At 48.0% G+C, this 26,078-nt stretch carries 16 protein-coding genes and 1 tRNA gene; 9 read left to right on the top strand and 8 right to left on the bottom strand.

Annotated features, from left to right (window positions below; translation table 11 throughout):
* The first annotated feature begins 63 nt into the window (after nt 1-63).
* The 4 genes from PN498_RS03105 to PN498_RS03090 all read left to right on the top strand — a co-directional run bounded on the left by PN498_RS03105 (nt 64) and on the right by PN498_RS03090 (nt 5,992).
* Nucleotides 64-1,446, top strand: coding sequence for a diguanylate cyclase domain-containing protein (locus PN498_RS03105; RefSeq protein ID WP_272061216.1), 1,383 nt, complete (start codon nt 64-66; stop codon nt 1,444-1,446).
* A gap of 43 nt (nt 1,447-1,489) precedes the next feature.
* Nucleotides 1,490-5,107 (top strand): PAS domain-containing hybrid sensor histidine kinase/response regulator, encoded by a 3,618-nt coding sequence (locus tag PN498_RS03100; RefSeq protein ID WP_272061215.1) that lies wholly within the window; start codon nt 1,490-1,492, stop codon nt 5,105-5,107.
* A 66-nt stretch (nt 5,108-5,173) separates the two neighbouring features.
* Nucleotides 5,174-5,257, top strand: a tRNA-Ser gene (locus tag PN498_RS03095).
* Nucleotides 5,258-5,581: 324 nt separating this feature from the next.
* Entirely contained in the window at nt 5,582-5,992 is a 411-nt protein-coding gene (locus PN498_RS03090) for a hypothetical protein (RefSeq protein WP_272061214.1), read from the top strand.
* An 83-nt stretch (nt 5,993-6,075) separates the two neighbouring features.
* On the opposite strand, the gene PN498_RS03085 is transcribed toward PN498_RS03090, so the two are convergent.
* The 4 genes from PN498_RS03085 to PN498_RS03070 all read right to left on the bottom strand — a co-directional run bounded on the left by PN498_RS03085 (nt 6,076) and on the right by PN498_RS03070 (nt 10,698).
* Entirely contained in the window at nt 6,076-6,747 is a 672-nt protein-coding gene (locus PN498_RS03085; protein WP_272061213.1) for a sugar transferase, read from the bottom strand.
* A 196-nt stretch (nt 6,748-6,943) separates the two neighbouring features.
* Nucleotides 6,944-8,929, bottom strand: a complete 1,986-nt coding sequence (gene nblS, locus PN498_RS03080; RefSeq protein ID WP_442951395.1) for a two-component system sensor histidine kinase NblS — start codon at nt 8,927-8,929, stop codon at nt 6,944-6,946.
* A 263-nt stretch (nt 8,930-9,192) separates the two neighbouring features.
* Complete coding sequence (gene purD, locus PN498_RS03075) at nt 9,193-10,464, bottom strand: phosphoribosylamine--glycine ligase (RefSeq protein ID WP_272061211.1); 1,272 nt, start codon at nt 10,462-10,464, stop codon at nt 9,193-9,195.
* A gap of 108 nt (nt 10,465-10,572) precedes the next feature.
* Nucleotides 10,573-10,698, bottom strand: coding sequence for a hypothetical protein (locus tag PN498_RS03070; protein WP_272061210.1), 126 nt, complete (start codon nt 10,696-10,698; stop codon nt 10,573-10,575).
* A gap of 118 nt (nt 10,699-10,816) precedes the next feature.
* On the opposite strand from PN498_RS03070, the gene PN498_RS03065 reads away from it, so the two are divergent.
* The 4 genes from PN498_RS03065 (at nt 10,817) to PN498_RS03050 (ending at nt 16,969) form a co-directional block, all read left to right on the top strand.
* A complete protein-coding gene (locus PN498_RS03065; protein ID WP_272061209.1) occupies nt 10,817-13,792 on the top strand; it encodes a PAS domain S-box protein in 2,976 nt (991 codons plus the stop codon).
* A gap of 95 nt (nt 13,793-13,887) precedes the next feature.
* Nucleotides 13,888-14,277 carry a resolvase gene (locus PN498_RS03060; protein WP_272061208.1) on the top strand — a complete coding sequence of 130 codons (390 nt, stop codon included), beginning with the start codon at nt 13,888-13,890 and terminating at the stop codon, nt 14,275-14,277.
* 809 nt (nt 14,278-15,086) lie between these two features.
* Nucleotides 15,087-15,596, top strand: coding sequence for an inorganic diphosphatase (locus PN498_RS03055; protein WP_272061207.1), 510 nt, complete (start codon nt 15,087-15,089; stop codon nt 15,594-15,596).
* Nucleotides 15,597-16,102: 506 nt separating this feature from the next.
* Nucleotides 16,103-16,969, top strand: coding sequence for an MBL fold metallo-hydrolase (locus PN498_RS03050; protein ID WP_272061206.1), 867 nt, complete (start codon nt 16,103-16,105; stop codon nt 16,967-16,969).
* A gap of 4 nt (nt 16,970-16,973) precedes the next feature.
* Here the strand turns inward: PN498_RS03050 and PN498_RS03045 are convergent, their stop codons facing one another.
* The 3 genes from PN498_RS03045 to PN498_RS03035 all read right to left on the bottom strand — a co-directional run bounded on the left by PN498_RS03045 (nt 16,974) and on the right by PN498_RS03035 (nt 22,084).
* A complete protein-coding gene (locus PN498_RS03045; protein ID WP_272061205.1) occupies nt 16,974-19,301 on the bottom strand; it encodes a response regulator in 2,328 nt (775 codons plus the stop codon).
* Between the two features lie 27 nt (nt 19,302-19,328).
* Nucleotides 19,329-19,949 (bottom strand): GNAT family N-acetyltransferase, encoded by a 621-nt coding sequence (locus PN498_RS03040; protein WP_272061204.1) that lies wholly within the window; start codon nt 19,947-19,949, stop codon nt 19,329-19,331.
* Between the two features lie 1,160 nt (nt 19,950-21,109).
* Entirely contained in the window at nt 21,110-22,084 is a 975-nt protein-coding gene (locus PN498_RS03035; protein ID WP_272061203.1) for a sucrase ferredoxin, read from the bottom strand.
* Between the two features lie 443 nt (nt 22,085-22,527).
* Between PN498_RS03035 and PN498_RS03030 the strand changes: the two genes are divergently transcribed.
* Nucleotides 22,528-23,706: a hypothetical protein gene (locus tag PN498_RS03030; RefSeq protein ID WP_272061202.1), complete on the top strand. Its 1,179-nt coding sequence runs from the start codon at nt 22,528-22,530 to the stop codon at nt 23,704-23,706.
* Between the two features lie 227 nt (nt 23,707-23,933).
* On the opposite strand, the gene fusA is transcribed toward PN498_RS03030, so the two are convergent.
* On the bottom strand, nt 23,934-26,021 hold the full coding sequence (gene fusA, locus PN498_RS03025) for an elongation factor G (RefSeq protein ID WP_272061201.1): 2,088 nt from the start codon (nt 26,019-26,021) through the stop codon (nt 23,934-23,936).
* Nucleotides 26,022-26,078: the final 57 nt, after the last annotated feature.

Below are 26,078 nucleotides of genomic sequence, written 5' to 3'. Positions count from 1 at the left end.
ACACTGTGCGGGAACGCAGTAGATAATTGAGAGGTCTCTTTTTGTACGACGGACGGATTGATAATGCTGTCTTTTCAAGTGTCCTCTCAGAAAAAAGACATTTTGATTGTGGACGATGCACCGGGAAATTTGAAGGTTTTGCTGGGTGCGTTGACCGAGCAAGGATACTCCGTTCGATGTGCTAAGAGCGGTAAATTGGCGATCGCAGGATCACAGATTGCCCCCCCGGACTTAATCCTGCTGGATATTCTAATGCCCAAGATGGATGGGTATGAAGTCTGTCAACAGCTCAGACAGGACAGCCGAACCTGCCACATTCCCATCATTTTCCTGAGTGCGCTAGACGATGGTAGCGATAAGGCCAAAGCATTTGAATCGGGAGGGAATGACTATGTAGCTAAGCCCTTCAGCATCGAAGAGGTCTTGGCTCGCGTGAAGCACCATCTTGATATTGGTCGTAGACATTATCAGTTACGACAACAAGCCGATCAATATCGGCACACGAGTCATGAATTGAAATCGGCCCACAACTTTTTGAAAGATGTGTTCAACAGCCTCACCTCTGGCATTGGAGTTTTCCATACAGTCAGTGATGACGACGGCGACATCGTTGATTTTCAACCGAGACTCATCAATGATGCTTTTTTGAGTTTGCTAGACAAACAATCTGATCGATTTATGCGATACAGAAGCACTCTCAGAGAGATGACTGCCCCTATCTTGGATCGCAAACTGTTTGATATCTGTGTTCAAGTTCTTGAAAGTGGCGAAAGTTTTCAAGATGAGCTTTCTTGGACCTACAAAAATGCTCAAAAATGGGTTGAGATTTTTGTGACTAAACTCCAAGATTGCGTAGCAATTTCTTTGCAGGACATCAGCGAATCTAAGGAGCAAATTGCTTCGTTGGAATCTATCAAAAGTGAGCTATATACATTAGCAACTACTGATAGTTTGACCCAATTAGGAAATCGATATCAGTTCGATTCCTATTTAGAGACTGAGTGGCAGCGCTCCATGCGAGAGCAGCAGCCTTTGTCCCTATTAATGGGAGACATCGATCAATTCAAGAACTTCAATGATACTTGTGGTCATGTAACCGGCGATCGCTGCTTAGCAATAGTCGCTCAAACCCTTCTGGAAGTAGTCAAACGGCCCGCTGATCTAGTTGCTCGCTATGGTGGTGAAGAATTCGCGATCGTATTACCCAATACGCCTTTACGGGGAGCTATTCAAATTGCTAATCGTATTCAAACTGCAATTCGTGAATTACAGTTGGTCGAGGCTCCCTTTCCCGAGTGTGAAAAAATCTGTTTAAGCATTGGAATTGCGTACACAACGCCGCAAAAAGGTCAAACTGCTCGCGATTTGATAAAGGCTTCAGATAAAGCTCTTTACAATGCTAAAACGCTCGGTGGTGATACCAATTGTGTAGAACCTTTGAGTTGATTATGCACTTGTAGTTGACCCTAATTCGAGGAAGTTCCTGGCAATGACAAAAGCAGATCCAACTGTGCTGCTATGGCTAGAGTCCTCGGCTGAACGAACGCATTGTCAACGGTTGTTGATGGCCAATGAGGGTTGGACAGGCACAATTCTTCAGCTGCCGTTGCCGGGTTCATCGTTTTCGGTGGGCGATCGCGACACCTACTGCTCAACTGATGTTATTGTGCTGGACCAAAGCACCTATTCGACTCACTGGTCTCGTCTTCAGCCCTTGCGGTCTGAACTTCCCATCTTGTTCTTAGTGCTTTTAGACGCTCAAGATGAAACGCTAGCAACGGCCATCTTAGAGGCTGGAGTCCACGATTATCTACTGAGGCCAGAGCTGACAACCACACGGTTTCGGCATACTCTTCGCAGGCTGGGACAACAGCGCCAGCTTGAACAGGATTTAAAGGTATGTCAGTTGAGAGACATTTTCGATCAAGCTGCAGTCGGTATCAATCAGGCTGATCCGGTAGGCCGCTATATTCGGGTCAACCAGCGGTTTTGCGATTTAGTAGGTTACAGCGAAGCCGAACTCCTACGGCTGCGTTATCAAGACATCACTCATCCTGATGACTTAGCGAAGCAGATTGCTCAAGAGCAGTGCATGTTTGCCGGAAATCTAGGAGAGATCGCTTTTGAGAAGCGATTTATTGCCAAAGACGGAAGAGCTGTCTGGGCGCGGGTAACACTCTCGCTCATTAGAGATGATAAGGGTATTCCTCTTAGTGACTTAGCGATTGTAGAAGATATCAGCGATCGCAAGCAGGCTGAAATGGCCTTACAGGAGAGCGAAGCTCGTTTTCGCCAACTTGCGAATACCGTTCATGAGGGATTCTTTGTTGTTGAAAGTAATCCGGCCTTCTATTCCTATGTCAATCCGGCCTACCGATCAATTACTGGATTTTCTCAAGCCAGAATCGATGCGGATAGTCGCCACTGGATGGACAGTATTCACCCGGATGATCGTGCTCGCATGGAAAACGCGCTGCAGCGGGAACGGGAGGGTGAAAGCATCGATGAGGAATATCGGTATGTACGACCCGATGGCAAGGTGAGATGGCTGCGATCAAAGGCTTTTCCTGTTGTGGATGCAGATGGCTCAGTGGTCCGCATTGTTGGGACGGTTGAAGATGTGAGCGATCGCAAAAACAACGAGAGAATCTTACAGCGCTTAGTCGAAGGAACCGCTTCAGTGACGGGTAAAGACTTTTTTCCAGTCTTTGTCCAAAAAATTGGCGAATCCCTCAATGTCTCCCATGTCCTGGTAGCAAAGCAGGTTGGAGATAAGCTACATCCCCTAGCTTTTTTTGTTGACGGTCACCTGCAGAATGCACCAGCCTATTCCCTTGCAGAAGCTCCCTGTCAGCTGACCATTCAGCAAGGTCGCTATTACTGCTCCAGCAATGTGCAAGCAAAGTTCCCACTGGATCAGGATTTAGTGACGCTAGGCGTTAACAGCTATCTTGGTGTAGCACTGCATAACTCCCACGGAGATGTCCTTGGTGTGTTGGGCCTGCTTGACCGGGCAACCATTAGTCCCCTTGATCGAGCAGAAGCTGTGTTGAGAGTTTTCGGAGCCAGAGCTGCAGCTGAACTTGAGCGGTTAGAGGCGCTGGAGGCATTAGAGACCCTAAATCGTACTCTGGAACTGCAAGTCAATCAGCGAACGTTGGTCCTCAGAAATCGTGAACAAGAATTAGAAACGATTTTTAATTCAGCAGCAGTTGGCATTGCCCAAACGGAACCTCAAACGTATCAGTTCCTCAAAGTGAATGAACGTCTTTGCCAACTGCTCGGCTATAGTCGCAGTGAGCTGTTTCAGTTGAGCTTCATCGATCTAATTGCGCCCCAAGATGTTGACCTGAGCCTTGATCAGCTACAGCGACTCCAGCGACGAGAGATTGAAGCTTTCTCCTTGGAAAAACGCTATATCACGCAAGCGGGCATAACCATTTGGACCAAAACAACAGTCTCAGGAGTGTTTCAAGGGGACGACGCTCTGCTATATCAAATCATTGTTATAGAAGATATTACAGACCGCAAGCGAGCCGAGCAGGCGCTGAGGCAAGCCAATGCTGAACTGGAAAGTCGGGTAGCTGAGCGGACAGCCGAACTGGTTGAAGCGAAAGAGGCAGCAGAAGCTGCAAGTCAGGCTAAAAGCACATTCTTAGCAAATATAAGCCATGAGTTGCGGACACCCTTAAATGCCATTTTAGGCTTCAGTCAACTCTTGAAAAGAGATCACACGCTATCAGCCAAGCAACTAGAGGGAGTAGAAATCATAGGTCTCAGCGGCGAACATTTGCTGATGCTCATTAATGACATCTTGGAGATGTCGAAGATTGAGGCGGGACAAATCAGGTTGTCTCTATCAAGCTTTGACCTTAGCCAACTTTTGCATGACCTTGTGGATATGCTGCGGTTGAAAGCAGAATCCAAAGGTCTGACATTTGCGATCACCTGTCACTCGGATTTGCCCACCCACATACGTACCGATGGACACAAGCTACGTCAAGTGCTGCTCAACCTTTTGAGTAATGCAATTAAGTTTACGCAGGTTGGTCATGTCATGTTGCGAGTAGAGCACGGGCAATCCTATCTTGCCAATCCCGAAGAAATCGAAAAATTAGAGGAAGACGTTCAAGGGCTTGCCACAACATCCCTACGGTTCGAAGTGCAGGACAGCGGTTGTGGAATTGCGGCTGAAGAAATCGATCTTCTGTTTGAGCCTTTTGTGCAAACGGCAAGTGGTCGGAATTCCCAAGAAGGCACGGGGCTGGGGCTACCCATCAGTCGTCAGTTTGTTGAGCTCTTGGGAGGCAAGTTAGACGTTGTTAGCCAACCCCAACAGGGCAGTACTTTCACTTTTGAAATTCCAGTGCAGGTTATTGAGACTGCCTCAGTGAGGCAACTTGAGCCACAGCGGCGGGCGATCGCCCTCTCCCCCCACCAGCCTAGCTATCGCATTTTAGTGGCAGAAGATAACTGGGCTAACTATGTTTTGCTACAGAGCCTACTCACCAACTTGGGGTTTGCAGTCGAGGTCGCGCTGAATGGTCAAGAAGCCATCATGGCCTGGCAAACATGGCAACCTCATCTGATTTTGATGGATATTCGTATGCCCGTCATGAATGGCTACGATGCGACGCAGGAAATTCGACGCCAAGAGCGCCATCATCTAGAAACACCAGCCGCTCCATCCGTTAAAATCATTGGCCTGACGGCAGGCGCTTTTGATGAGAACAATCGCGATTTCACATTGGTTGGTTTTGATGGTTTTATCAGGAAACCCATTTGGGAAAACACCATTACCCAAACCATCGCTCAACATTTGGGTGTGCGCTATCAGTACGAAATCAAAGAGGTTGTGTCCCACACTCGGTTGGCGTCCTCAGTTCGACTGACGGTTGAAACTTTGACGTCCCTCTCAATAGATTGGCTGCATCACTTTCAAGGCGCCGTTATGCAGTTGAGTCAAGAGCAGATGCTAGCGCTGATTGCTGAAATTCCTTCAGAGCATACCCATCTGGCACAAGGCTTAACGGATAAGGTTCACAATTTCGACTATGAAACTCTGCTGGACCTAACGCAGAAGGCGATCGCAACGCAGTCACCCTAGCATCAGCTTAAATTTGGCAACCGTAGTCGCCGATTGCTGAAAGGATGTTTTACAATAGCATGGCTTGGAGAGGTGGCAGAGTGGTCGAATGCGTCCGACTTGAAATCGGATGTCCCAAAAGGACCGTGGGTTCGAATCCCACCCTCTCCGTTGACAGGGTCTGCTGCAAAGATGATGGATCTGACGACAACCCAACCGACACATTCAAGCTTGACAGACACCAGATGGATAAAGCCGTAACCTGCGCAGATAGACTATTCCTATCGATTCCTTGAATTTGGCCTTTGTAGATCATCGACGAAACTTCGTGGTCTTTGAAGGTTCACTGAGTGATATGGGAAAAAGTCGAAGTCAACAAGCCGACATAAAATCAGAAATTTAATTGTTTTCCAGGGCTTTGTGTCCTATGTGACCGACAAAACACATATTTTCTTGCAATTGTAAACAACTGTGTTGTAATTCCACAGGTGTTTTGTGAAAGGACTGGTTGGGTTGGTAGGAGCCTTGGGATGGCTGCTGATGACGCCACTGGTTGCAGAAGCCGCGAAGCTGTCTTTGACGGGTCGCGTTGAGCTAGCAACAGTTGAATCTCCAGTTGAAGATGCCCAAATAACCGTGACGTTTCACGGCCACGAAATGGGCATCCATGAGTATACAATCGAGCGGCGGGTTAGAGTTCAAACCGATGATCTAGGCTATTTCACCGCTGAAGTGAAAGTTCCGAGCGATCGCTACTTCTGGACTCATACCACTGTCGAAATTGCTGAGACCGAGATGAGCAAGGCCGCGATCTCCCGTTCAACCTGTCATATTGATGACATTGGTGGTGGTCGCTGCGACAAAAATTTTCAAGTGAGTCCCCTTACGACCCAACCAGTCGAATAGTCACGCGAAAAGCAAAATGGCGGAGGGATGAAGCGAGCGATATTTTCAGCCAAGGCTGGAAAATTTTATCGATGGCAGCTTGCTTAAAAGGCGTTCAAACGAAATAGGACATAAAAAATAGTTTTAAGAATTAACTTAAGGTCGTAGAGTGGGTTCCAGATTTCCTGGTAGAGAAGGTCGAGCTTGACAACTTCCTCAAAATCTTTGATCGAGGAACGTCCATTCACCTGCCATTGCCCTGTAATCCCTGGTTTGACGTTGAGCCTTTCCCAGTGATGGGCCTCATATTTCGCTACCTCATCATGGGTGGGTGGGCGGGTACCTACTAGGCTCATGTCACCTTTGAACACATTCCAAAACTGTGGGAATTCATCTAGGCTGGTTCGTCTTAGGAAGCGGCCTACTCGTGTAATTCTGGGATCGTCCTCATTTTTGAAAAGCTGTCCTTGAACTTGATTTTCGATCAGGGTCTTGAGGTCATCTGCATTGGCAATCATGGACCGAAATTTCCAAATGTGGAAAGTCTTGCCATGGAGACCATAGCGCTCCTGGGAATAAAACACTGGACCTGGACTGTCAATTTTGATAGCGATCGCAATTGGAACAACAATACCAGTTAACAACAGAAGCCCTATGAAACTCCCTAAGATATCCATACTACGTTTAATGATGCAGGAGACTGAAGGATGAACCACTTCAGGTATCTGCTCATAAATAGAAGACGAAACTGCTTTGGTAGATGCTGTCGATTCCATAGAAGTCGCAAAAATGAATCTTATTAATTTCTAATCTAATGCGTGTTTATACTTATGCACCCAATGTTAGAAATCTAAGGCATTTCTGCAATTACACCTGTGTCGAGGAACGCAATTTGCATGAATTTGTAAAAGCTTCGCTCTTCTATGAAATTTTTGTAAAGTTTCCCTCTTAAAAAATAGAGATTGATAAAACTCAATTGTCAGTATTGCCGCTAGCCGATAGCAGTTTGTCAGAATTAGGCTTGTTTGTTTCGTCAGCCGCTGACAGCATGATGATTTTAGGTTTCTCTGGTTGAAACACAGCTAAGTCAAACCAGAAGGTTGTCCCAATCCCCACTTCGCTGACAAGGTGAACCCGGCTACTATGCTTCTCGACAATATTCTTGACAATGGAGAGTCCTAGTCCTGTTCCTTCTAAGGTGTGGACACGGTTTTCAACTCGGAAGAAGCGATCAAATATGGCTTCTTGATCTTCTGAAGCAATGCCAATTCCCGTATCCGAAATTTCGACCCGAATAAACTCATCCAGGCTGTCTGGATGGTTTTGGTGGGGTAAGCGGTAAGCCCGAACCATAACTTTGCCGCTGGCCTCGGTGAATTTGAGAGAATTGCCTACCAAGTTGCCGAAGACCTGTAATAGCAGATCGTAATTGCCCTGTACGGGCGGTAAGTCAGGTTCGATGTTGTGATGTAGGGTGATTTGCTTGTCTTTTGCGTTGAGTTGATAAGCTCGCAATGTTTGCTCAATGGGTTGAGCAATGTCAATCTCGCCAAACTGATAGCGACGATTGGACTCCAGCCGTGATAGATCCAGAACATCGTTGACTAGGCGAGTCAGTCGATCCGTCTCATGGTTCGTTGTTTCCAGAAACTCTGTTCGTTCCTCTTGGCTCAATTCGTCACCGTACTCATGCAGCGTCTCAATAAACGATTTGATATTAAACAGGGGGGTCCGCAACTCGTGGGAGACGTTGCTGATGAATTGGCTTTTCGCTTCGTTTAGAGCTACCTCACGAGTGACATCCTGAACGGTAAGTGCGATGCCTTTAACGTTTTCACGCGACTGATCGAGGACAGTGTTGAGTAGTACTCGGATAGTGCGGCTAGTTGGCTCTGTCAATACAATCCGCAGTTCGATGCCTTCGGATTCGCCAGCTGTAGCTAAAAACAGTGGACGTGTGAGCTGTACTCTGACCGCATTAGGAAAGTGTTGCAGGACAGTAGTGTCAGAAAGATCTCGACCTTCCCAGCCAAAAATGCGGCGAGCTGCCGGATTGACCAGCACGACGTGCATATTGGTATCCAGTAAAATAGCGCCATCTGCAATGGTGGAAACAAGAGTCTCTAGCTTGGCTTTCTCAGCGGTTAATTCTTCAATATTCTGCTCTTCATATCGTTCGAGGCGCTCAGCCATGTCGTTGAAGCTATAGATAAGCTCCCCGAGTTCTCCACCAAAAGGAAGGTTGATGCGCTGTTTGAAGTTACCTGCGGCAATGTTTTTGACCCCTGTCAGAAGTTCTTTGATGGGCTGAGTAATAGTGAGCGCGTTGAAAACAGCCCCCAAAATTACCATTGCCCAGATGGATACAAAGACAGCAACGGTCACATCGCGCGTTAGATTCGACGAGGCCACAACAGTCGGGTTGGGATTAATGCCAAGGGCCAAGGCACCGAGATACTGACCGTCATATTTAATAGGCACAAAAACATCAGTCACCTGTCCGGCAGGGCTTAGATGCTGACGCACAAAAGGCAAATTTGCGTTCTTGGCATAGTCCTCTGGTAGCTGCATACGGCGGCGAATGGTCAGCGAATTTTGCACTGAGTCATCGGAGTATGGGATACCAAAGTAAATAGAACCTTCCTCGTCGGCGTACAGCATGTATCGAACGCTAGAGGTGCTTTGATAAAAACTGTAGGAAAACCGCGCTAGCTCCTCGCGATCGCCCTCATAAACCAGCGGAGCGACATTCGCTGAAAGCAGTAATCCTAGATCTCGACCAAAGCGAGTATCGTTCAATCGGGCATCCTGCTGAATCGAATTCACGGCCCAAAAGGTCAACCCACTCATTAAAAGTGAGACCACTAGAGTTGCTCCCGCAAGCAGGCGGGTCTGGAGGGTAAAGTCTCTCCACCAACGGACTAAAATATCGCGGGTTCTTGTGAGCAGATTGATCAACGCCATCTCCAGCCAACTGCTTTCTCTACGCAAGTCCTAAAGCGTTAGCCTTCTTTGCCAGAGGGCCTGTAGAAGCTTGATACGCAGCTTGCAAGGTCAAGTGTTTTCTATTGTGGCACGTTGGTTAAAATTGGCGAAATTTTAGCTGGATATAACTTGTTGGGTCCGCTAAGGCAAGATAGCGGGCCGTTAGGGGCTGAGCATCCAGATGCTATTGCCTGTATAAGCCCATAAGGTAAAAGCTATAGCACTGGAGCGCCCGATCATCGAACTCGGAAACCAATATCTCGGCGATAATACAGTGTCTCAAATTTGATTTCAGCGATCGCCTCGTAGGCGGTTTCTAGAGCGCTGTCGAAGGTTTCTCCCAAGGCCGTAACGCCTAGAACACGTCCGCCACTAGCTTGAAGTTGAGACCCTTTTAGGCGGGTACCGGCATGAAAAACAATGGCTCCTTTCGCCGCCGCCGCATCAAGACCTGTCACGGGCATCCCTTTTGTATACTCGTCTGGATAGCCGCCTGCCGCCGCTACGACACACACTGAGGAAGCTGCTTTCCAGCGAATAGGTAGCAGATTAGCCAGTCGTCTTTCAATGCAGGCTGTCAGAATGTCTTCCAAAGGAGTGTCTAATAACGGCAGCACGACTTGCGTTTCGGGATCGCCAAACCGACAGTTAAACTCAATCACATAGGGATCGCCTGCGGGAGAAATCATGAGGCCGGCGTAAAGTACGCCGCAATAGTCAATGTTTTGCTGATTGAGATAGGCGATCGCCGGTTGTAATATTCGTTCCTGGACTTTGTCTAAAATTTCTGGAGAAACGATAGGGGTAGGGGCATAGGCTCCCATGCCACCCGTATTAGGCCCTGTGTCGCCTTCTCCGATTTGTTTATGGTCCTGAGCGGGCATGAGGGGCAAAATGGTGTCGCCATCAGTGACCGCCAAAACCGAAGCTTCTTGCCCAGTGAGATAGGCCTCAATAACGATACGGCTACCCGCTGTGCCAAACTTCCCCTCAAAGGCAGCTCGAATAGCCCCAACTGCGTCATCAAAACTGTGAGCAACTGTAACGCCTTTTCCAGCTGCTAGGCCATCTGCTTTGACCACGATGGGAATATTTTGAGTCTCTAGATAAGCGATCGCCGATTCGGCATCCGTAAAAACAGCAGACTCTGCTGTAGGAATGCCAGCCTCCTTCATAAGGGCTTTGGCCCAGGCCTTACTAGCCTCAATTTGGGCGCCTGCTTGAGAAGGCCCAAACACCTTTATGCCCTGTGCTCTCAGATAATCAGCGATGCCTTCAGCCAGAGGTTGTTCAGGACCAACAATCACCAAACTCAGGTTGTTAACTAGGGCAACTCGGGCAATTCCTTCAAAATCATCAAGTGCCAAACCTAGATTGCGACAACCTGGCAGGGTGGCAGTCCCCCCATTTCCTGGAACACACATGACCTCTTGGATGCGAGGTGACTCCAATAACTTCCATGCAAGGGCGTGTTCTCGTCCACCACCCCCAATGACTAACGCTTTCACAGACTCGCGTACCTTATCTAAGATTCACTTTCTCAGGATGACATCATTCCATACTGTTGTCCTATCAATCACTGAAATTGCAAGATGTTTCTAGTAAATTGAAAGGACCTAAGTCACAATAGTGGAAAAGCTGACCAGGGCCATTGCATCTTCACCCGTCTGCACACTTTCAGAGTAGCTGCGCTTTCTCTTCCACTGTAGAGTCTTGTCTTCCATATCAGTGTCCTTAGCCATGAAGGGAGACTTTCGTCAATAGACGAAGCTTCAGACTGATGGGATTTTACTCCCTTGCGCTATGGAACTTACCTTCGGAGACTTGAATTTGGCTGTTTGATAGAATTTTCACCTCACTATGACTGAGCGATCGCCTCTATCGCAACCCAACTCCGACGCACCGCTTCGGCCAGAACCTTCCATTCTGGGAGATGAGCGTATGCGCCAAGAGATTATCGCCCTGAGGCGAGAGGTCACGGATTTAAAGCTTGAGCTGAACAAGCGTACCCAAGCCCTCCGAGATGCGAAAGAGGAAGCGGGTATCTTCAAACAGAAATTTGCTGAGCAAACTGCTGCCCTTCGAGAGTCCAACGACACGCTAGTGGCTGAGGTGGTTGAGCGCAGCCAAGCCGAAACGAAACTTAGAACGGCTAGAGATCAGCTCCAGGCAATCTTGGATGCGGTGCCGGGAATCGTTTCTTGGATCAGCGATGATTTGAGATATTTGGGGGTCAACAACCATCTAGCAAAAACATTCAACATGCCTGTTGAGGCCTTTGTGGGACAGGATATTGGGTTCTTACACACCAGTAATCAGTTCAACAAATTTGTGCAGGAATTTTTCCAGAGCAGCCAGATAGATGCTTACCGAGAGATCTCTGCTCAAGTTGCGGGAGATCAACGTCGTTTTTTGATCGTGGCGCAGAAATATAACCAAGGCAAAGCTGCGTTTACGGTCGGTATTGACATTACTGAGCGCGATCGAGCTGAAACAGCTCTCCGGGAAGCAGAGGCCAAATATCGCAATATTTTTGAAAATGCAGTTGAAGGTATCTTTCAAACCACCACAGACGGTCACTACATCAGCGCTAACCCGTCATTAGCTCGCATCTATGGCTATAAGTCTACAGGGGCCATGATGCTGGAATTGACGAACGTTCAGCAACAGCTTTATGTGGCTCCCGAGCGCCGCCGAGAGTTTGTGCAAGCTTTGAATCAAAACGGTTCAGTTACAGATTTTGAGTCTCAAGTTTACAAAAGAGACGGCACGGTTATCTGGATTTCTGAGAACGCCCGCTCTGTCTTTGATCGTCAAGGAGACTTCCTTTACTACGAGGGCACCGTTGAAGATATCACCAAACGGAAAGAAGCTGAGGCCGCCTTACAACAAGCTAACGAAGAGTTAGAACAGCGGGTTGCTCGCCGTACTGCGGCACTCACTGAGTCAAACCAGCGTCTGCTATCCGAGATTCGAGAGCGACATCGTATTGAAGATGCATTACGTGCATCAGAAGCAGAACTGCGTGCTCTGTTCGCAGCGATGACGGACGTTATCACAGTCTTTGATGGCGATGGTCGCTACCTCAATATGGTGGCGACAAATTCACAGCTACTTTATAGTCCCAGCAAGGAACGGGTCGGGCAAACCGTATATGATGTTTTGCCTCCCTACCAAGCAAGCCTGTTTATGCGGCACATTCAGCAGGCACTCAATACGCGCAAGCCTGTTCGCCTAGAATACAGCCTACCTATTGGAGACTGGCAGCAAGCCGGGGAAGCGAACGGACAGACAGCACCTGACGACTTTAAAAACTCTGCCTGGTACCTGGCCATTATTTCTCCGATGCATGACAATCGAGTGATTTGGGTGGCTCGTGACATTACTGAAAAGCGACGAGCCGACATCGCTCTACAAAAAGCAGAAGAGAAATATCGTAGTATTTTCGAAAATAGCGTTGAAGGCATTTTTCAGGCCAGTCCTGATGCCCGTTACCTCAGTGTGAATCCTGCCTTGGCTCGCATGTATGGCTATCTCAATCCCGCAGAGATGATGCAGCGCGTGCTCAATATTGATTATCTCTATGTGCATGAAGATATTCGACAGCTCATGCTGCATCGACTTCACCATCAAGGTGCTGTATTTGAATTTGAATCCCAGGTTTATCGAGCGGATGGGCACATCATTTGGGTATCGGAAAGTGTGCGCGTCGTAAAAGACGATCGCGGCAGAATTCAATATTACGAAGGTACCGTTGCTGACATCACCCAACGGCGTCAGGCGCAAGAGGCGCTGCGAGAGAGTCAACGTACCTTAGAAACCCTGCTAGGAAACTTGGTCGGCATGGCCTATCGCCGTCATTGCGATCACAGCTGGACGTTGGAATTTGTCAGCGAGGGCTGCTACGAACTGACCGGATATACCCCTTCTGATCTGCTGGGGGAAAACGCATTTCCTTTTGAGCAACTCATTCATCCAGACGATCGCGCTTATGTGAGGGGTGAACTGGAGCAAGTGTTACCAGATGGCAACCCTTTTAGAATGACGTATCGCATCTTGACTGCGGACGGCCAGGAAAAATGGGTATTGGAGAAGGGAATTCCGGTCTCAGACTCTGTAACGCAGCCCACCATCGTAGAAGGCTTTTTGACTGACATCACTGATCGCAAAGAGATTGAAGAAGCGCTGATGCTAGAGCAAGAGCGCTCAGAGCGTTTGCTGCTCAATATTCTTCCTGCCTCGATCGCCGATCAGCTAAAACGCAACACTCGCTCAATCGCTTATCGCTTTGAGGAGGTGACGATTCTTTTTGCAGATATTGTCAACTTTACTGAGCTCGCAGCCGATATGATGCCGACCGAGCTGGTCGATCTGCTTAACGAGATCTTTTCAGCTTTTGACCACCTGGCTGAACGGCACCAACTCGAAAAGATTAAGACCATCGGTGATGCTTACATGGTGGTTGGGGGAGTTCCCAGTCAACTGCCCAATCACACCAAAGCGATCGCGGAGATGGCGCTGGATATGCAGACCGCGATCGCCCAGTTCAAGCGTCAAGATCGGTCTCCGTTCAGACTTCGCATTGGGATTGATACGGGACCTGTCGTTGCCGGCGTGATCGGCCTGAAAAAGTTCTCTTACGATCTGTGGGGTGATGCCGTGAACGTCGCTAGTCGCATGGAAACTCAGGGATTAGCTGACTGTATCCAAGTCACGGCATCTGTGTATGACAGTCTCAGAGACGAATACGTTTTCGAGGAGCGAGGCGTCATTGATGTCAAAGGTAAAGGAGAGATGCTGACTTATTGGCTGAAGGAGCGCAAGGATCAACGCTGATGCCAAGATGCCAAATTTTGCTATTGGGCCAGTCAATGGCTTGAGATTCTGTCTTCTCCTTTGTAGACTCGACATGCACTGCAATGATGAGGGCCATGGAAGACACGACTGTGTTGCCTGAAACAGCTGGTGGAATGGCTAATCCAAGAGCGGATGAGTTACCGCCAGATGCCTATCTGACTGTTGATGATGTCCAAAGACAAATCAAACGGTCTCGGGCTTCTGTTTACCGCTATGCCAACACCGATCCTGACCTGTTGAATCCTCCTTTCGATGCCGGCAGGCTGAATCCAGAAATGCGACGCGATCGCGATGATCCCCTCCTGTTCCATCCCAGGGAGGTGCGTCGTTTTGCTCAAGATATTTTGGGGTTAAACCCGACTATTCGAGTTCAGCCCTCAGAAGAGACGACGACTCAAGAAATTCTCAAGGCCATACTTGTGGAACTGAAAGCCATCCGGAGTCATTTGGAGTCCAAGGGATAGGGGCTGGGAGATTTAAGGAGCGAACGCAAGATGTTGCGCTCAGCGCAGTCGTCAGTCCTACAAATTGTGGAGAGGTTGAACCCTAATCTCTAATTGTCCTAGGAAAGAAAATTTCGTAAGCTCTGTCCGTAATCCCACTGCTGCTGTTTGAAGAGAAAAGAGCGATGATGGAATGCTAACATTTTACTATGCGACCACCTGAAGTATGTCACTCAGCTCACACTATAGTCGCTGAAAGTTCTTTACTCTGTTGCTTAATAGGGTAGGGCTTTGGGATTTTAAAGATTCCATGAGCATTTACAGGAATTTATTTTCCCGATGCAGTAGTCTATGCCCATCTGATTGGATCGATCACGCGAGTCTGCCGCTTACATTTTCAGTTTAGATACTGTTTCCCCGTCTTTATGGAATCCATTAGTTCATCTGAGCCTCCTCCGGAACCTCCAAGTAGTCGCTTTTCTAACGTCGTTGGAACGATTGTTGCAGTCTTGACGTTGATACTGCCGCTTCTAGCGATTGCCCATTATTCTTCTACTGAGCAGCCCCCGGCTACTTTACCGGGCTATCCTCTTTCGCAAACCCGTAAATGATTGATGAGGATACCTACGGACTTTAAGGGGAACGGGACGTCTTCGCCTAAAATGCTAGGCGGGGAGTGTTTCTTAATGTGAAACGGTGATGGTCACGCTCTTGAAAGCTATTGCTGGCCCTATTGAGATAGCAGTTCTTGATAGGGAAGATGTGTGGCAGCATCAAAATAATGAGGAACGACTCTCCAGGATCTTGTAGCAAATATCTGGAGACGCATTGTGGATTTATCTCGTATTCCTGCCCAACCTGAATCTGGGTTAATCAACGTTTTGATTGAAATTCCTGCTGGCAGCAAGAATAAATACGAGTTTGATAAGGATATGGGTGCCTTGATTCTAGACCGGGTACTGTTTTCCTCGGTGCAATATCCTTACGATTACGGTTTTGTCCCAAACACCCTTGCCGATGATGGAGACCCGCTCGACGGCATGGTCATGATGGATCAGCCAACTTTTCCGGGCTGTGTCATTGCTTCTCGGCCTATCGGCATGTTGGAAATGATTGATGGGGGCGATCGCGACGAGAAAATTCTCTGTGTTCCTGCTGAGGATCCACGCTATGCTCAGGTTAAGTCCCTCGATGACATTGCAGCTCATCGTCTAGATGAAATTGCAGAGTTTTTCCGCAGCTACAAGAACTTGGAGAAAAAAGTTACTGAAATTCTAGGGTGGCAAAACGTTGACAAAGTTACTCCTCTTGTCGAGAAGTGTATCAGCGCAGCTAAATAACTGTCCTACTGCAACTTTATCGCAACGGTTGGAATGGGTATTCTAGTGTGGGGCTGTGAGTTAGGTCTATGAATATCGTGTTGCAGTCCTAGCACGCGTTGGATTACCTAGACCAACCGTTTTTTATATAGAGCAGGTTAAGTAATGGTCTATTCAGCAAATTTAACTGATAGAAACCCGAGAAAAGAAACCATTCGTTCCCTATCGGATTAATTGTTCTTTTTCTCAAGCCTTGATGAAGCCTATTTGTCTGTTGTCTAGACTCGCTTCCTATACTTATCTGCCGTTAAGTAATAAAATTTCAGCAAAACCTCCTGAGCCTATTTGAGATTATCAGAATATACAAAAATATGTGTTTTGTATTGATGTCTTCTGAAACTGTTGGTTGTCATCTTACCTATCGCTGTTAGCTCCTTCTTCCTGTTGTTCATACAATGTCAGACTCCGAGGCTTCAATGCTGACTGTTCAATCATTAAATTCCTCGACAACGGGGAGAAATTCAACAGTGGCAAATGTTTTCATGTCGCAAGAATTTATTGTTCAGTTTTGGGGAGTCCGAGGGAATGTGCCAACACCTGGCTCGGATACTATGCGGTATGGAGGAAACACTGCCTGTGTAGAAGTTTTAGTTGCGGGTCAACGGATTATCTTCGATGGCGGAACAGGGCTACGTGCATTGGGAAAGTCTCTTCTGGATGCGGATAAACCGATTCAGGCATCCATTTTCTTCACGCATACCCATTGGGATCGGATTCAAGGCTTCCCGTTTTTCAGGCCAGCCTTCACCGCCAACAATTGTTTTGATATCTATGGATCTGCTGCCGCAAATGGTGCTTCTATTAAGCAGTGTTTAATGAGCCAAATGCTGCGGCCTCATTTCTTTACGCCCCTGCAAAAAATGTCCTCGACTTTGACATTTCACAACATCCTGGCAGGCGATGTTGTTTCATTGGACGAGGGGGTTACCGTTGAAACGATTACCCTCAACCCTCAAACGAGCGCTTTGGGTTTTCGCATCACTTATTCTGGAAAATCCTTAGTTTATGCAACTGATACCAGCAATATTGATTCAGAGCATAATCCCAACCTGCTTTACTTGGCTAAAAATGCCGACCTTTTAATTTATGGCGGCACCTACTCTGAGGTGGCTTTTCAAGATTCGACTGAAAGAGGGCGCTTCTTCTGGGAAAAGAGTATTGATCTGGCAGAAAAATCTCAGGCTAAAGAGATGATTCTGTTTCATCATGATCCAGAGCACGATGATGACTATCTTGATCAGGTTGGCACAGAGATTCACAATCGCTGTTCGCGAATTCACCTTGCCCATGAGGGGATGATTTTGCAGCTAGCATCTGTAGATCGAGATGCCTGAGGATCTAGAGTGCTGCGATCGCCGATTGATACAGCGCTTGCAGAGTCTGTCCATGGTTGGGATACGTAACTATCGCTAGTTCAAATAACGGTTGAATGCGATCCCCCGTTGGCAGTGTGATGATTTCTCGTCTCAAAGCCTGGAGCAAAGGTTGCAGCGCTTCTTGGGCATCTGCAGCCGTCGCGTTTGATAGCGCAATAAAAAATTCACCATCACCCCAATACCCCATAGCTTCTGTGCGTTGACGAAAGGTTTGAAAGCACTGACCCCAGGCGTGAAGAACAGCCTGTTTGCCATCTTGACCTTGCTGGTGAGCGATTGTAAGTAAGTCCGAAACCTGGATGACTGCGAAAGAAACCAGATTGTTTTTCTCACTTGCAGTTTTCAAGAGACGAGTGAACAGCTGTTTCGAGTAAGCATAGTTGAACAATCCAGTGTTCGGGTCTTGATGGGACAGCGTGCGTAACAAACGACTCCGCTCTAAGCGATTAAGAAGGCGAATCAATAGCTCTGGGCCAACGATAGGTTTCGAGATATAGTCGTCTGCGCCTGCTCTGAAAATGGCCTGAACTGTCTCGGCATCTCGATGAGATGTCAGAAATAGAATGGGTAGATCTTCCCAGTCGGGGGAGGTGCGAACCGCTTGACATAGCTCTATGCCACTAAACGCCGGCATTTCGACATCCAGAACGAGCAGATCAGGGTGGGTTGCGTGCAACAGTTCCCAAAACTGGGCTGGACTTGCCAAACCAGTAACGCCCAAACCCCAGGGTTCAAGGAGCGATCGCAGTGTCTTGAGAACCAGTGGATCATCATCTACGACCATGATTTGTGCTGTGAGTTGGCGGATGCTCCGATTGAACTGGTTAGCCAGCGTCCAGACTTGGGCGGCAGTGACGGGCTTCATCAGCAATCGTTGGAGACCTGCTTGGGCGATCGCAACCCGATCAATTAGGCTATCTGTGCTGGTTAAACCGATGGTTGGAATCGCCGGTGTGTAGCCAGCTAACCGCTGCACAAACGCTACGCTCGCAGACCATAAAGACAACGCGGCAATATCAAGAATAACCACGTCTGGAGGTGATTGTTGAACTATAACCTCAGCTTCGGCGATGGACGACACTGATTGCCAAGCCATGTCCGTAGCCTGTCCAAAAGCCATCAAAGCTTCTGCCAATGCATCATCTGAGGACACCAGCAACGAGTAGCCTGTATGCATTGGGCTGGAAGTTGGTGTCTCAGCTGGTGCTATTTGAACCCGATTAACTAGCTGCTGAATCAGGTCAGGTGCCTGATCAAGCTTTTCTTCCGAATCTGATAGCAACATCGTTTCGATTTCACGGGCAAGATCGGACCCTTCGTCCAGTTCAAACATGCCCAGAATTCCTGCCAGCTTGTGAGCCGCTGTGGTAGCTGTATCCAGGATTTCAGTTGTAAGCGTATGATCTTGGATGGCGATCGCGGCCTGAATCAAAGCATCAAGCCGTTGGGATATTAGTCCCTGATATTTGCTCCAAAGACCTGCCATGGATTCTTTGAAGGAATCCTCCAGGCTAGCTTCAGTAGAACTTGGGAGTTGAGCAGCGGATGTCGCCCTGCTCGGATGAGGTACTTGAGGCTCACCAGAGGTCGCAACCTCAACCGGGATGGAATTTGACTCTATCTGGGGAACAAACCGATATCCAATCCCATAAACGTTGTCAATCCAATCTTTGACCCCAACGTTCTTAAGCTTGCGCCGGAGTCCCTTAATGTGAGCCTTGACACTGTCTTCTAATGGCGGATCATCAAAACTCCATAAATGTTCCACGATGTAGGAACGGCTGAACACACGGTTGGGACTCCGCATGAAAAGCTCTAGCAGACTGTACTCCTTAGGGGTTAGCTTGAGCAGGCGATCGCCATAGGTTACCTGACAACTCACCGGATCAAGTTGCAAAGCGCCTGCTCGAAGCACCGTTTCAGGAGCCACCTCACCTCGCCGCAAGAGTGCCCGAACCCGAGCATGCATCTCTTGAAGATTGAGCGGTTTGGTCAGATGGTCGTCGGCTCCAGCATCAAGGCCGCGAATGCGCTCATCAGGAATGTCCTTAGCGGTCATCAACAGAATGGGAGTCGATAAACCTTCTTGACGAAGCCGGCTACATAAAGTGATGCCGTCAAGACTCGGTAGTCCTACATCTGAAATAATCAGGTCGTAATCAGTACTTTGTGCATATTCCAGACCTTCCTGACCATCGGCGATCGCGTCTACGACATATTGATGCTGTGTGAGTGACTGCAAGAGCCGATCAGCTAAGATTTCGTCGTCTTCAATGAGTAGAATTTTCACAATGGACAGGAAAAAGAGAGGATTGGCTTAAACAGACTTTGTCATCAGCAGAATATCACCCGTGTGATGGATGAGCGGATGGGGGACCACCTTAGCGTGGTCAATGATTTCAAAACCGTAGCGTTGATACAGCCTGAGTGCTCCCGTGTTCTGTTCAAAACACAGCAGACTGAGGGTGGGTAACCTCCGCTCTTTGGCCTGCTTAATAGCTAGATCTAACAATTGTGTCCCAATACCTTGTCCACGGTATTGAGGGAACACGGCCAACGCGCAAATGTACCACGAGTTAGGGTGTTCCATCATGTAGGGAGCGAGTATCTCCAGGCCAATCTCTTCTGGCAGATCTTGAGGTGATTCCACAGCCGTTTCAGGCGGCACTGCGAAAGCCATCACCATGCCCTGAATGGGGAGATTTTCAGAGCGATCGCTAGAGAGGGCTATTGTGCAGTTGCGATAGCTAAAATTACCCTCATCTTCAGCGTAGCGTTTAGCTCCAATTTCAATTGGCGTGAGACTCGGAAACTCCTTCTGCTGAAGACTCCAGATGTAGTCACAGACACCGTCAGAAGCAATCCGCATGAGTTGAGCAACCGTGGGGCAATCTTCAATGGCGGCGTCACGAAAGATGGTTTGCGTGTGAGTATTCATTGGATTAATGCATCTGCAACAGAAGCAGGTATAGGGATAAATGCAGGGGGCGGAAGCAATCTTTTGCGGAGTTGGGAGTCTGTTCTCGACTTTCTTGAGCGAGGTGGCTAGTACCGCTACGCGGAATGCAACATTCAAAATGCAAAACTGCCTCATCGTGGGTTTCTTAAGCACTTGGAAGGATGCACATACTTCCACCGTCGAGTATTAGGGCCATGGGAAAAACCATATCCGCTGTGCCCGATAGACTTCAAAGTCTAGGTTTCTTCTCTAGCCATCTCCTAATAGGTTTTCGAGAAAGCTTGGTTCAAACGACTCATTGGCAAAGCCAAAAATTGGACAAGTGTATAAATCGGTGGAGTAATTAAAACAATGGGTTTGATTTGAAGTGCTAGAAAACGATGAGACGACGGCAAGTCTAGGGTTGATGATTTGGCAACATCGTTGATGTTTGAAGTCAGGATGATGAAAATACATGAGTTGAATTCCTTAGCCTTACTATTCTTGTTTTTCCTTGCCAACGCTAAGTTTTTGTCAAAGTGCCCAATTGTTCAGGGCTATGTTGGCAAATCTGCTATGCCTCTAGTGCTTCAATCCTAAAAGAGGTCAGATTGGACATTCATCAGAATTGAGGAACTTAACATGGCAAGTGTCCAAGTGGGCTTGTTAGAACTGACGCAAATACTCACAGGTTGGGTTGGGCGATGCTCGCTTTACGCCAGTCATAGCAGTCCGAATAGTATGTCAAAACGGCAGGGGAAGTTCGACAGAAGCAGTAATCATCTCGATTAGCATCCCTTCGAACGATGACATACACGCTAAACATCAATCGGGAAGAATTCGAGAACCGGGGTTGCTCAGCTCAGGAAGAAACCAGCCCAATAGCTAGTACACTGCGGCAGAAATAGACTCACCATTCAAAACACTGAGAAAGCTTATCTGCCTTAGCTTTGAATTTTGAATTTTGAATCCGCGTAGCGGTACTAGTGGGTTATTTGCCGTGCCTATATCTGTTACTGAGCTCATCGTCATCTAAGCAAGCGGTCGTTTTACGGATGGCAACGGTATGCCAAACAAACCCCTAAATGGTCAAAGCGATACAACCATCGCATCATCAAGCAACGTCCAAGACCTCAGCGCATTTCAGCTGAGACAAAGGATTAGCCTGTTTTACGAGTCAGCAGTTGACTAGCATTCAATTCGGAAATTGTGGCAATTCTGCACGCTAGAATCGTTTTGTTTTGAATATCGGCTATGTAATGGAGCCGTTTCTGATCGGCAGATTCCGTCCAAAGTTCTACTCGACAATGCTGTGTCGTATCAGCTTTTTCGATAACCCGTCCCATCACCTTGTTGGTTAGCCACCGCCATCCGTGCTGATTAAATAGTTCGGCTTCCAAAAGTTGCAGAGGCTTGGGCAGCAAACTCCATCCCCGATAGGTTGATAGCACCGGGGCAATGGGTCCCTGCTGTTTCAGCAAATCAGGAAGGACTGCTTCGTTGAGATTGCCGTAGTACCGACCCTGAGGGAAGTCGATCAGAGTGGGCGCGAATCGATGGCCACCAATATGACTGACCTGCCAAGGGACAATATTTTGGGTAAGGCCGAGCTGTTCAATATGGGCGATCGCTGACTGGTAAAAGGGATAGCCATGAATGCCACAGCACTCATTGTGGCTAGCGTGAGTGCAAATCATCAAATGACGCTGCTTAGAGCGACTCCATCGGTAATTGGCCGATGCCGATGGAGATTCCTCGAAAAATGCTTCTAGAGCAGGAGCCATGTCTGCCAATGTTTTGACCTGAATTTCCCAAGCATCATAAGCCCGAGTTGGAGTGTGCTTCAAAGTTAGATGGGCTTTAGCGACTCGCGATGAAGGAGTCCGTTGGAAGATGAGAATGCGCCGGCAAAGCTGTGTTGATGTTTGCTCATTAGCGATGAGGTGCACCCTCAAACCGGTCCGAGATTGGAGGAGCGATCGAATAACTCGTCGGAGAGATTCTGGAATCCCTTCCGACAGTAGGGCGGGCTTAATCCAAGGTTGGGGTGTCTCAAGCAGAATAAAAGTATCCGCTGGAACTGCCGTGCCAATAAGTGATTGATTTTGAGTGTCAGGAAATATTGGCAAATCCATACCTCTGATGCCCTCTTTTCGAAAGTCGCCTTGGGTGATCAAGTAAAAATGAGATTCTTCGGGCTGAAGAAATTTTTGCCGTAGTCCATTGGACTGATGGCATGCATACAGATGAAACTTCTTGTCAATGAAGCCCTGCTAGCGAGATGCAAAACTTTTCTGCTAGAACTTTTCAGGCTTTGTAAGCCTCCATTGCACCGATAGGTTAATGATATGCTTTCTCATTAAAGTACCACGTTACCAGTCAAGGCCTTAAGGTAAATTTCACTGAAATATGAGGAGTCGAAGTATTTTTTGATGCCTGTAAGAAGTTGGAAAGACCAATTTTTTTTAATGGAAAATCTCGCCAAGCTGTTGATAATAAGCTGCAAAGTATTACAATCATCGTCACTGCTTGTTGATACTGGTTATGAATAGTTTTCAAGCTTATAGGGTGCATTGAAATGACTAATACGTCTGTTAATGATCGTGAAAGCCTTTGCCAGTTTGGGATTGAGCATGAAGTCGCTTTCTGGGACTGCCAAGCTAATCAGTTCGCCGATTTTTCTAACACTTCATTCCAGCGGTTCGACCGTTTGATTGACCAACTGCCTGAATATGCTTCTGACTATCCTCAGCTCAGAATTGGAGATATGAACATTAAGCGAAAACGCTGGTACATCGAAGGGTATGAGCGCTTTTCGGAAACTGGTGCACTGACTGATTGTGTGCCCAAAGGCATTGAGATTCGCACGACACTACAGCCCACGATCGCGGGAGCAGTGGCAGAACTTCGAGAGAGTTTCAGGCTTCTGTCGGCTGTCGCTGAACCTGATGGGCTACAACCTGTTCTAGTCAGTTTTAATCCAGTTCAGTCAGATTTTGTCCCTCAACCGCCTTTGAATCGGTATGAACAGGATCGTCGTCAGACTTCTCCAGAAAAGCGCACGGCTCATATTCCTCTACTGACCTATGGACCTGATTTGAATTTTTCTGTTCGTGGTTTGTCTCCTGAAGCCCTGATTCGAGTGGGCAAAAAACTAACGTATTACAGTCCTGCCATCGTTCCGTTCAGCTTTAGCTCGCCGTTTTATGAGCACAAGTTGTGGTCAGGGTTATCCGTACGAACTCATCTTCGTACGGGAAAGAGACCTGCGGTGATGGTCTTTCTCAAGCAGTCAGAAGACTTGGTTGCTAGTTCTCCTTCTCTGACGAAAATAGCCCGATTACCGGCTGAAGTAGGCCGGATCGAGTTCAAAGCTTGTGATAGCTGTGGTGATTTTTCGCTCTATGGCAGTCTTTTAGCCCTAATAAAAGGCTTGGTGTTGGATCAAACTTTGCCGGGGCTAGCCCTGGTTCCAGATGCAGAGGCGCATCAGCAATCAGCCCGCTACGGCTTTCAAGACACCCAATTGCGGAACCAAGCAACACTGCTTTTGACTGCTGCCGAACAGGCGTTAACCGATGAACAGGAGAAAACCTTGTTGCGGCCATTATGGCGATTGTTATATCAAGAAACAACACCCGCACAAGAGATGCGCGATCGCTGGCAGGCGGGTGAATCGCTGGTCAATATTTTGAGTGCAGGCTACCGTTCGGAAACGGCCGTTGAAGAGTCCCAGCTTGTCGCAGGACATTCATAGCAGGTATAGCTAGCGGTAGGAAGGGTATCAAAGGCGTAGAAACGTATAGCTGTCGCCAGTTCCGTTAGAGCAAAATGGCGATCGCACTAAATTTGGATACTATCGAATGCTTGTTAGGTGCACTCGCTTAAATGACTGAGGCTATCAATGCTAAGAGCGCAACCCATACAGGTCGCGCTCTCAAACTAAGCCTTATTGTGAGTCTATTGCCCTAATGACTAGGAAGCTTACGAAGCTTCAGCGCGCTCTTTGGCTTCCTTGATGACGACCTCAGCAACATTGCTGGGACAAGGAGAATAGTGAGAGAAGGTCATCGAGAACTGACCACGGCCAGAGGTCATTGTCCGCAAGTCACCGATATAGCCAAACATCTCACTAAGAGGGGCTTCCGCTTTAATGCGAACGCCAGTGGGACCGGTATCTTGACCTAGGATCATGCCGCGACGACGGTTGAGGTCACCGATAACATCACCCATATAGTCATCGGGTGTGAAAACATCCACCTTCATGATAGGTTCTAGCAGCTGCAGACCTGCTTTGGGTAAAGACTGACGGTAAGCTGCTTTTGCCGCAATCTCGAAGGCGATCGCAGAAGAGTCAACGGGGTGAAAGCCACCATCCTTTAAAGTGACCTGAAGATCAACAACTGGGAATCCGGCCAGAGGCCCTTTCTCAATGCTCGTCTCAAAGCCCTTTTGAACAGCAGGCCAGAATTCACGAGGTACGTTACCACCAGTAACCTTCGATGTGAACTGGAAGCCCGTACCCACTTCTGCTGGTTCGATGGTGTAGTCAATTTTGGCATACTGACCAGAACCACCGGACTGTTTCTTGTGAGTGTAGCTATCGTCGAACACCTTGGTAATAGCTTCACGATAAGCCACCTGAGGCTTACCCACTTCAACCTCAACACCGTAGGTTCGCTTCAGAATGTCTACCTTAATGTCTAGGTGAAGTTCACCCATCCCCTTCATGATGGTCTCACCACTTTCCTGGTCAGTTTCCACATAGAAAGAGGGGTCTTCCTGAACCATTTTGCTAAGCGCAACGCCCATTTTCTCGTTATCGCCTTTCTTCTTCGGCTCAACAGCAACTGAGATAACGGGTTCTGGGAATACCATCGGTTCCAGCGTGGCTGGATCCTTGGGATCACAAAGCGTATGGCCTGTTTGGACGTTCTTCAGACCCACCAGAGCAACGATGTCGCCGGCTTGAGCTGAATTAACCTCCTGGCGGTCGTTCGCGTGCATCTCGACAATACGTCCGATCCGCTCACTTTTACCCGTTGCTGTATCCAAAACATTGTCGCCCTTGCTGATAACACCGGAATAGATTCGGGTGAACGTTAGAGCACCGAAGCGATCGTCCATAATCTTGAACGCCAGTGCCCGTAAGGGTTTTTCTGGATCAACGTAAGCTAGCTTGCCGGTTTCATTACCCTCCAGATCCACTTCGGGCTGAGGGGGAACTTCGTTAGGTGCAGGCAGATAGTCAACCACCGCATCGAGAACGAGCTGTACGCCTTTGTTTTTGAAGGATGAGCCACAGTAGGTGGGGAAGAAAGCTAATTCACGAGTTCCCTTGCGAATGCAATGCTTGATCTCGTCAATGGAGATATCTTCACCTTCCAAGTACTTCATCAGTGCCTCTTCATCCTGCTCAACCGCAGCCTCAATCAGGGCTTCGCGGTATTCAGCGACCTGCTCCTTCATGTCCTCAGGCACGTCCTTGATCTCATAGTTCATAGGATCGCCAGAGTCATCCCAGATCCAAGCTTTCTCCGTGAGCAAGTCAACGACGCCAACAAAATCACTCTCAGTCCCAATAGGAAGCACCATGACCAGAGGTTTGGCGGCCAAAACTTCATCGACCTGTTTGACGACGCGGAAGAAGTCTGCACCAATCCGGTCCAACTTATTTACATAAATGATGCGAGCTACTTTGGAGTCGTTGGCGTAGCGCCAGTTCGTTTCAGACTGTGGTTCCACACCGCCGGAACCACAGAAAACACCAATGCCGCCGTCTAGAACTTTCAGAGAACGATAGACCTCAATTGTGAAGTCAACGTGTCCTGGAGTGTCAATGATATTGAGCTGGTGATCGTTCCAGAAGCAAGAGGTTGCCGCAGACTGAATCGTGATACCCCGCTCCTGCTCCTGTTCCATGAAGTCAGTAGTTGCCGCACCTTCATGAACCTCACCAATTTTGTGGATTTTACCCGTGAGCTTCAAAATACGCTCTGTTGTAGTGGTCTTGCCGGCATCTACGTGGGCAAAGATACCAATGTTGCGATAGCGTGTAAGGTCCTTTTTCATAACTGCTCTCTAGTTTCTGTGCGACAAACCGATGGATGACCACCTTCAAAAATGATC

Origin of the sequence: Oscillatoria sp. CS-180 (assembly GCF_028330965.1) — a bacterium.
Classification (GTDB): Bacteria; Cyanobacteriota; Cyanobacteriia; order Phormidesmidales; family Phormidesmidaceae; genus Halomicronema.
The sequence above is the reverse complement of the archived record's forward strand: the minus strand, read 5'-3'. Positions and strand labels throughout refer to the sequence as shown.

What these genes read in the sequence shown, in the direction of transcription:
- PN498_RS03105 (WP_272061216.1), top strand. Translation starts at nt 64, where the DNA reads ATGCTGTCTTTTCAAGTGTCCTCTCAGAAAAAAGACATTTTGATTGTG.
- PN498_RS03100 (WP_272061215.1), top strand. Translation starts at nt 1,490, where the DNA reads ATGACAAAAGCAGATCCAACTGTGCTGCTATGGCTAGAGTCCTCGGCT.
- PN498_RS03085 (WP_272061213.1), bottom strand. Translation starts at nt 6,747, where the DNA reads ATGGAATCGACAGCATCTACCAAAGCAGTTTCGTCTTCTATTTATGAG.
- PN498_RS03070 (WP_272061210.1), bottom strand. Translation starts at nt 10,698, where the DNA reads ATGGCTAAGGACACTGATATGGAAGACAAGACTCTACAGTGGAAGAGA.
- PN498_RS03065 (WP_272061209.1), top strand. Translation starts at nt 10,817, where the DNA reads ATGACTGAGCGATCGCCTCTATCGCAACCCAACTCCGACGCACCGCTT.
- PN498_RS03060 (WP_272061208.1), top strand. Translation starts at nt 13,888, where the DNA reads ATGGAAGACACGACTGTGTTGCCTGAAACAGCTGGTGGAATGGCTAAT.
- PN498_RS03040 (WP_272061204.1), bottom strand. Translation starts at nt 19,949, where the DNA reads ATGAATACTCACACGCAAACCATCTTTCGTGACGCCGCCATTGAAGAT.
- PN498_RS03035 (WP_272061203.1), bottom strand. Translation starts at nt 22,084, where the DNA reads ATGGATTTGCCAATATTTCCTGACACTCAAAATCAATCACTTATTGGC.
- PN498_RS03030 (WP_272061202.1), top strand. Translation starts at nt 22,528, where the DNA reads ATGACTAATACGTCTGTTAATGATCGTGAAAGCCTTTGCCAGTTTGGG.
- fusA (WP_272061201.1), bottom strand. Translation starts at nt 26,021, where the DNA reads ATGAAAAAGGACCTTACACGCTATCGCAACATTGGTATCTTTGCCCAC.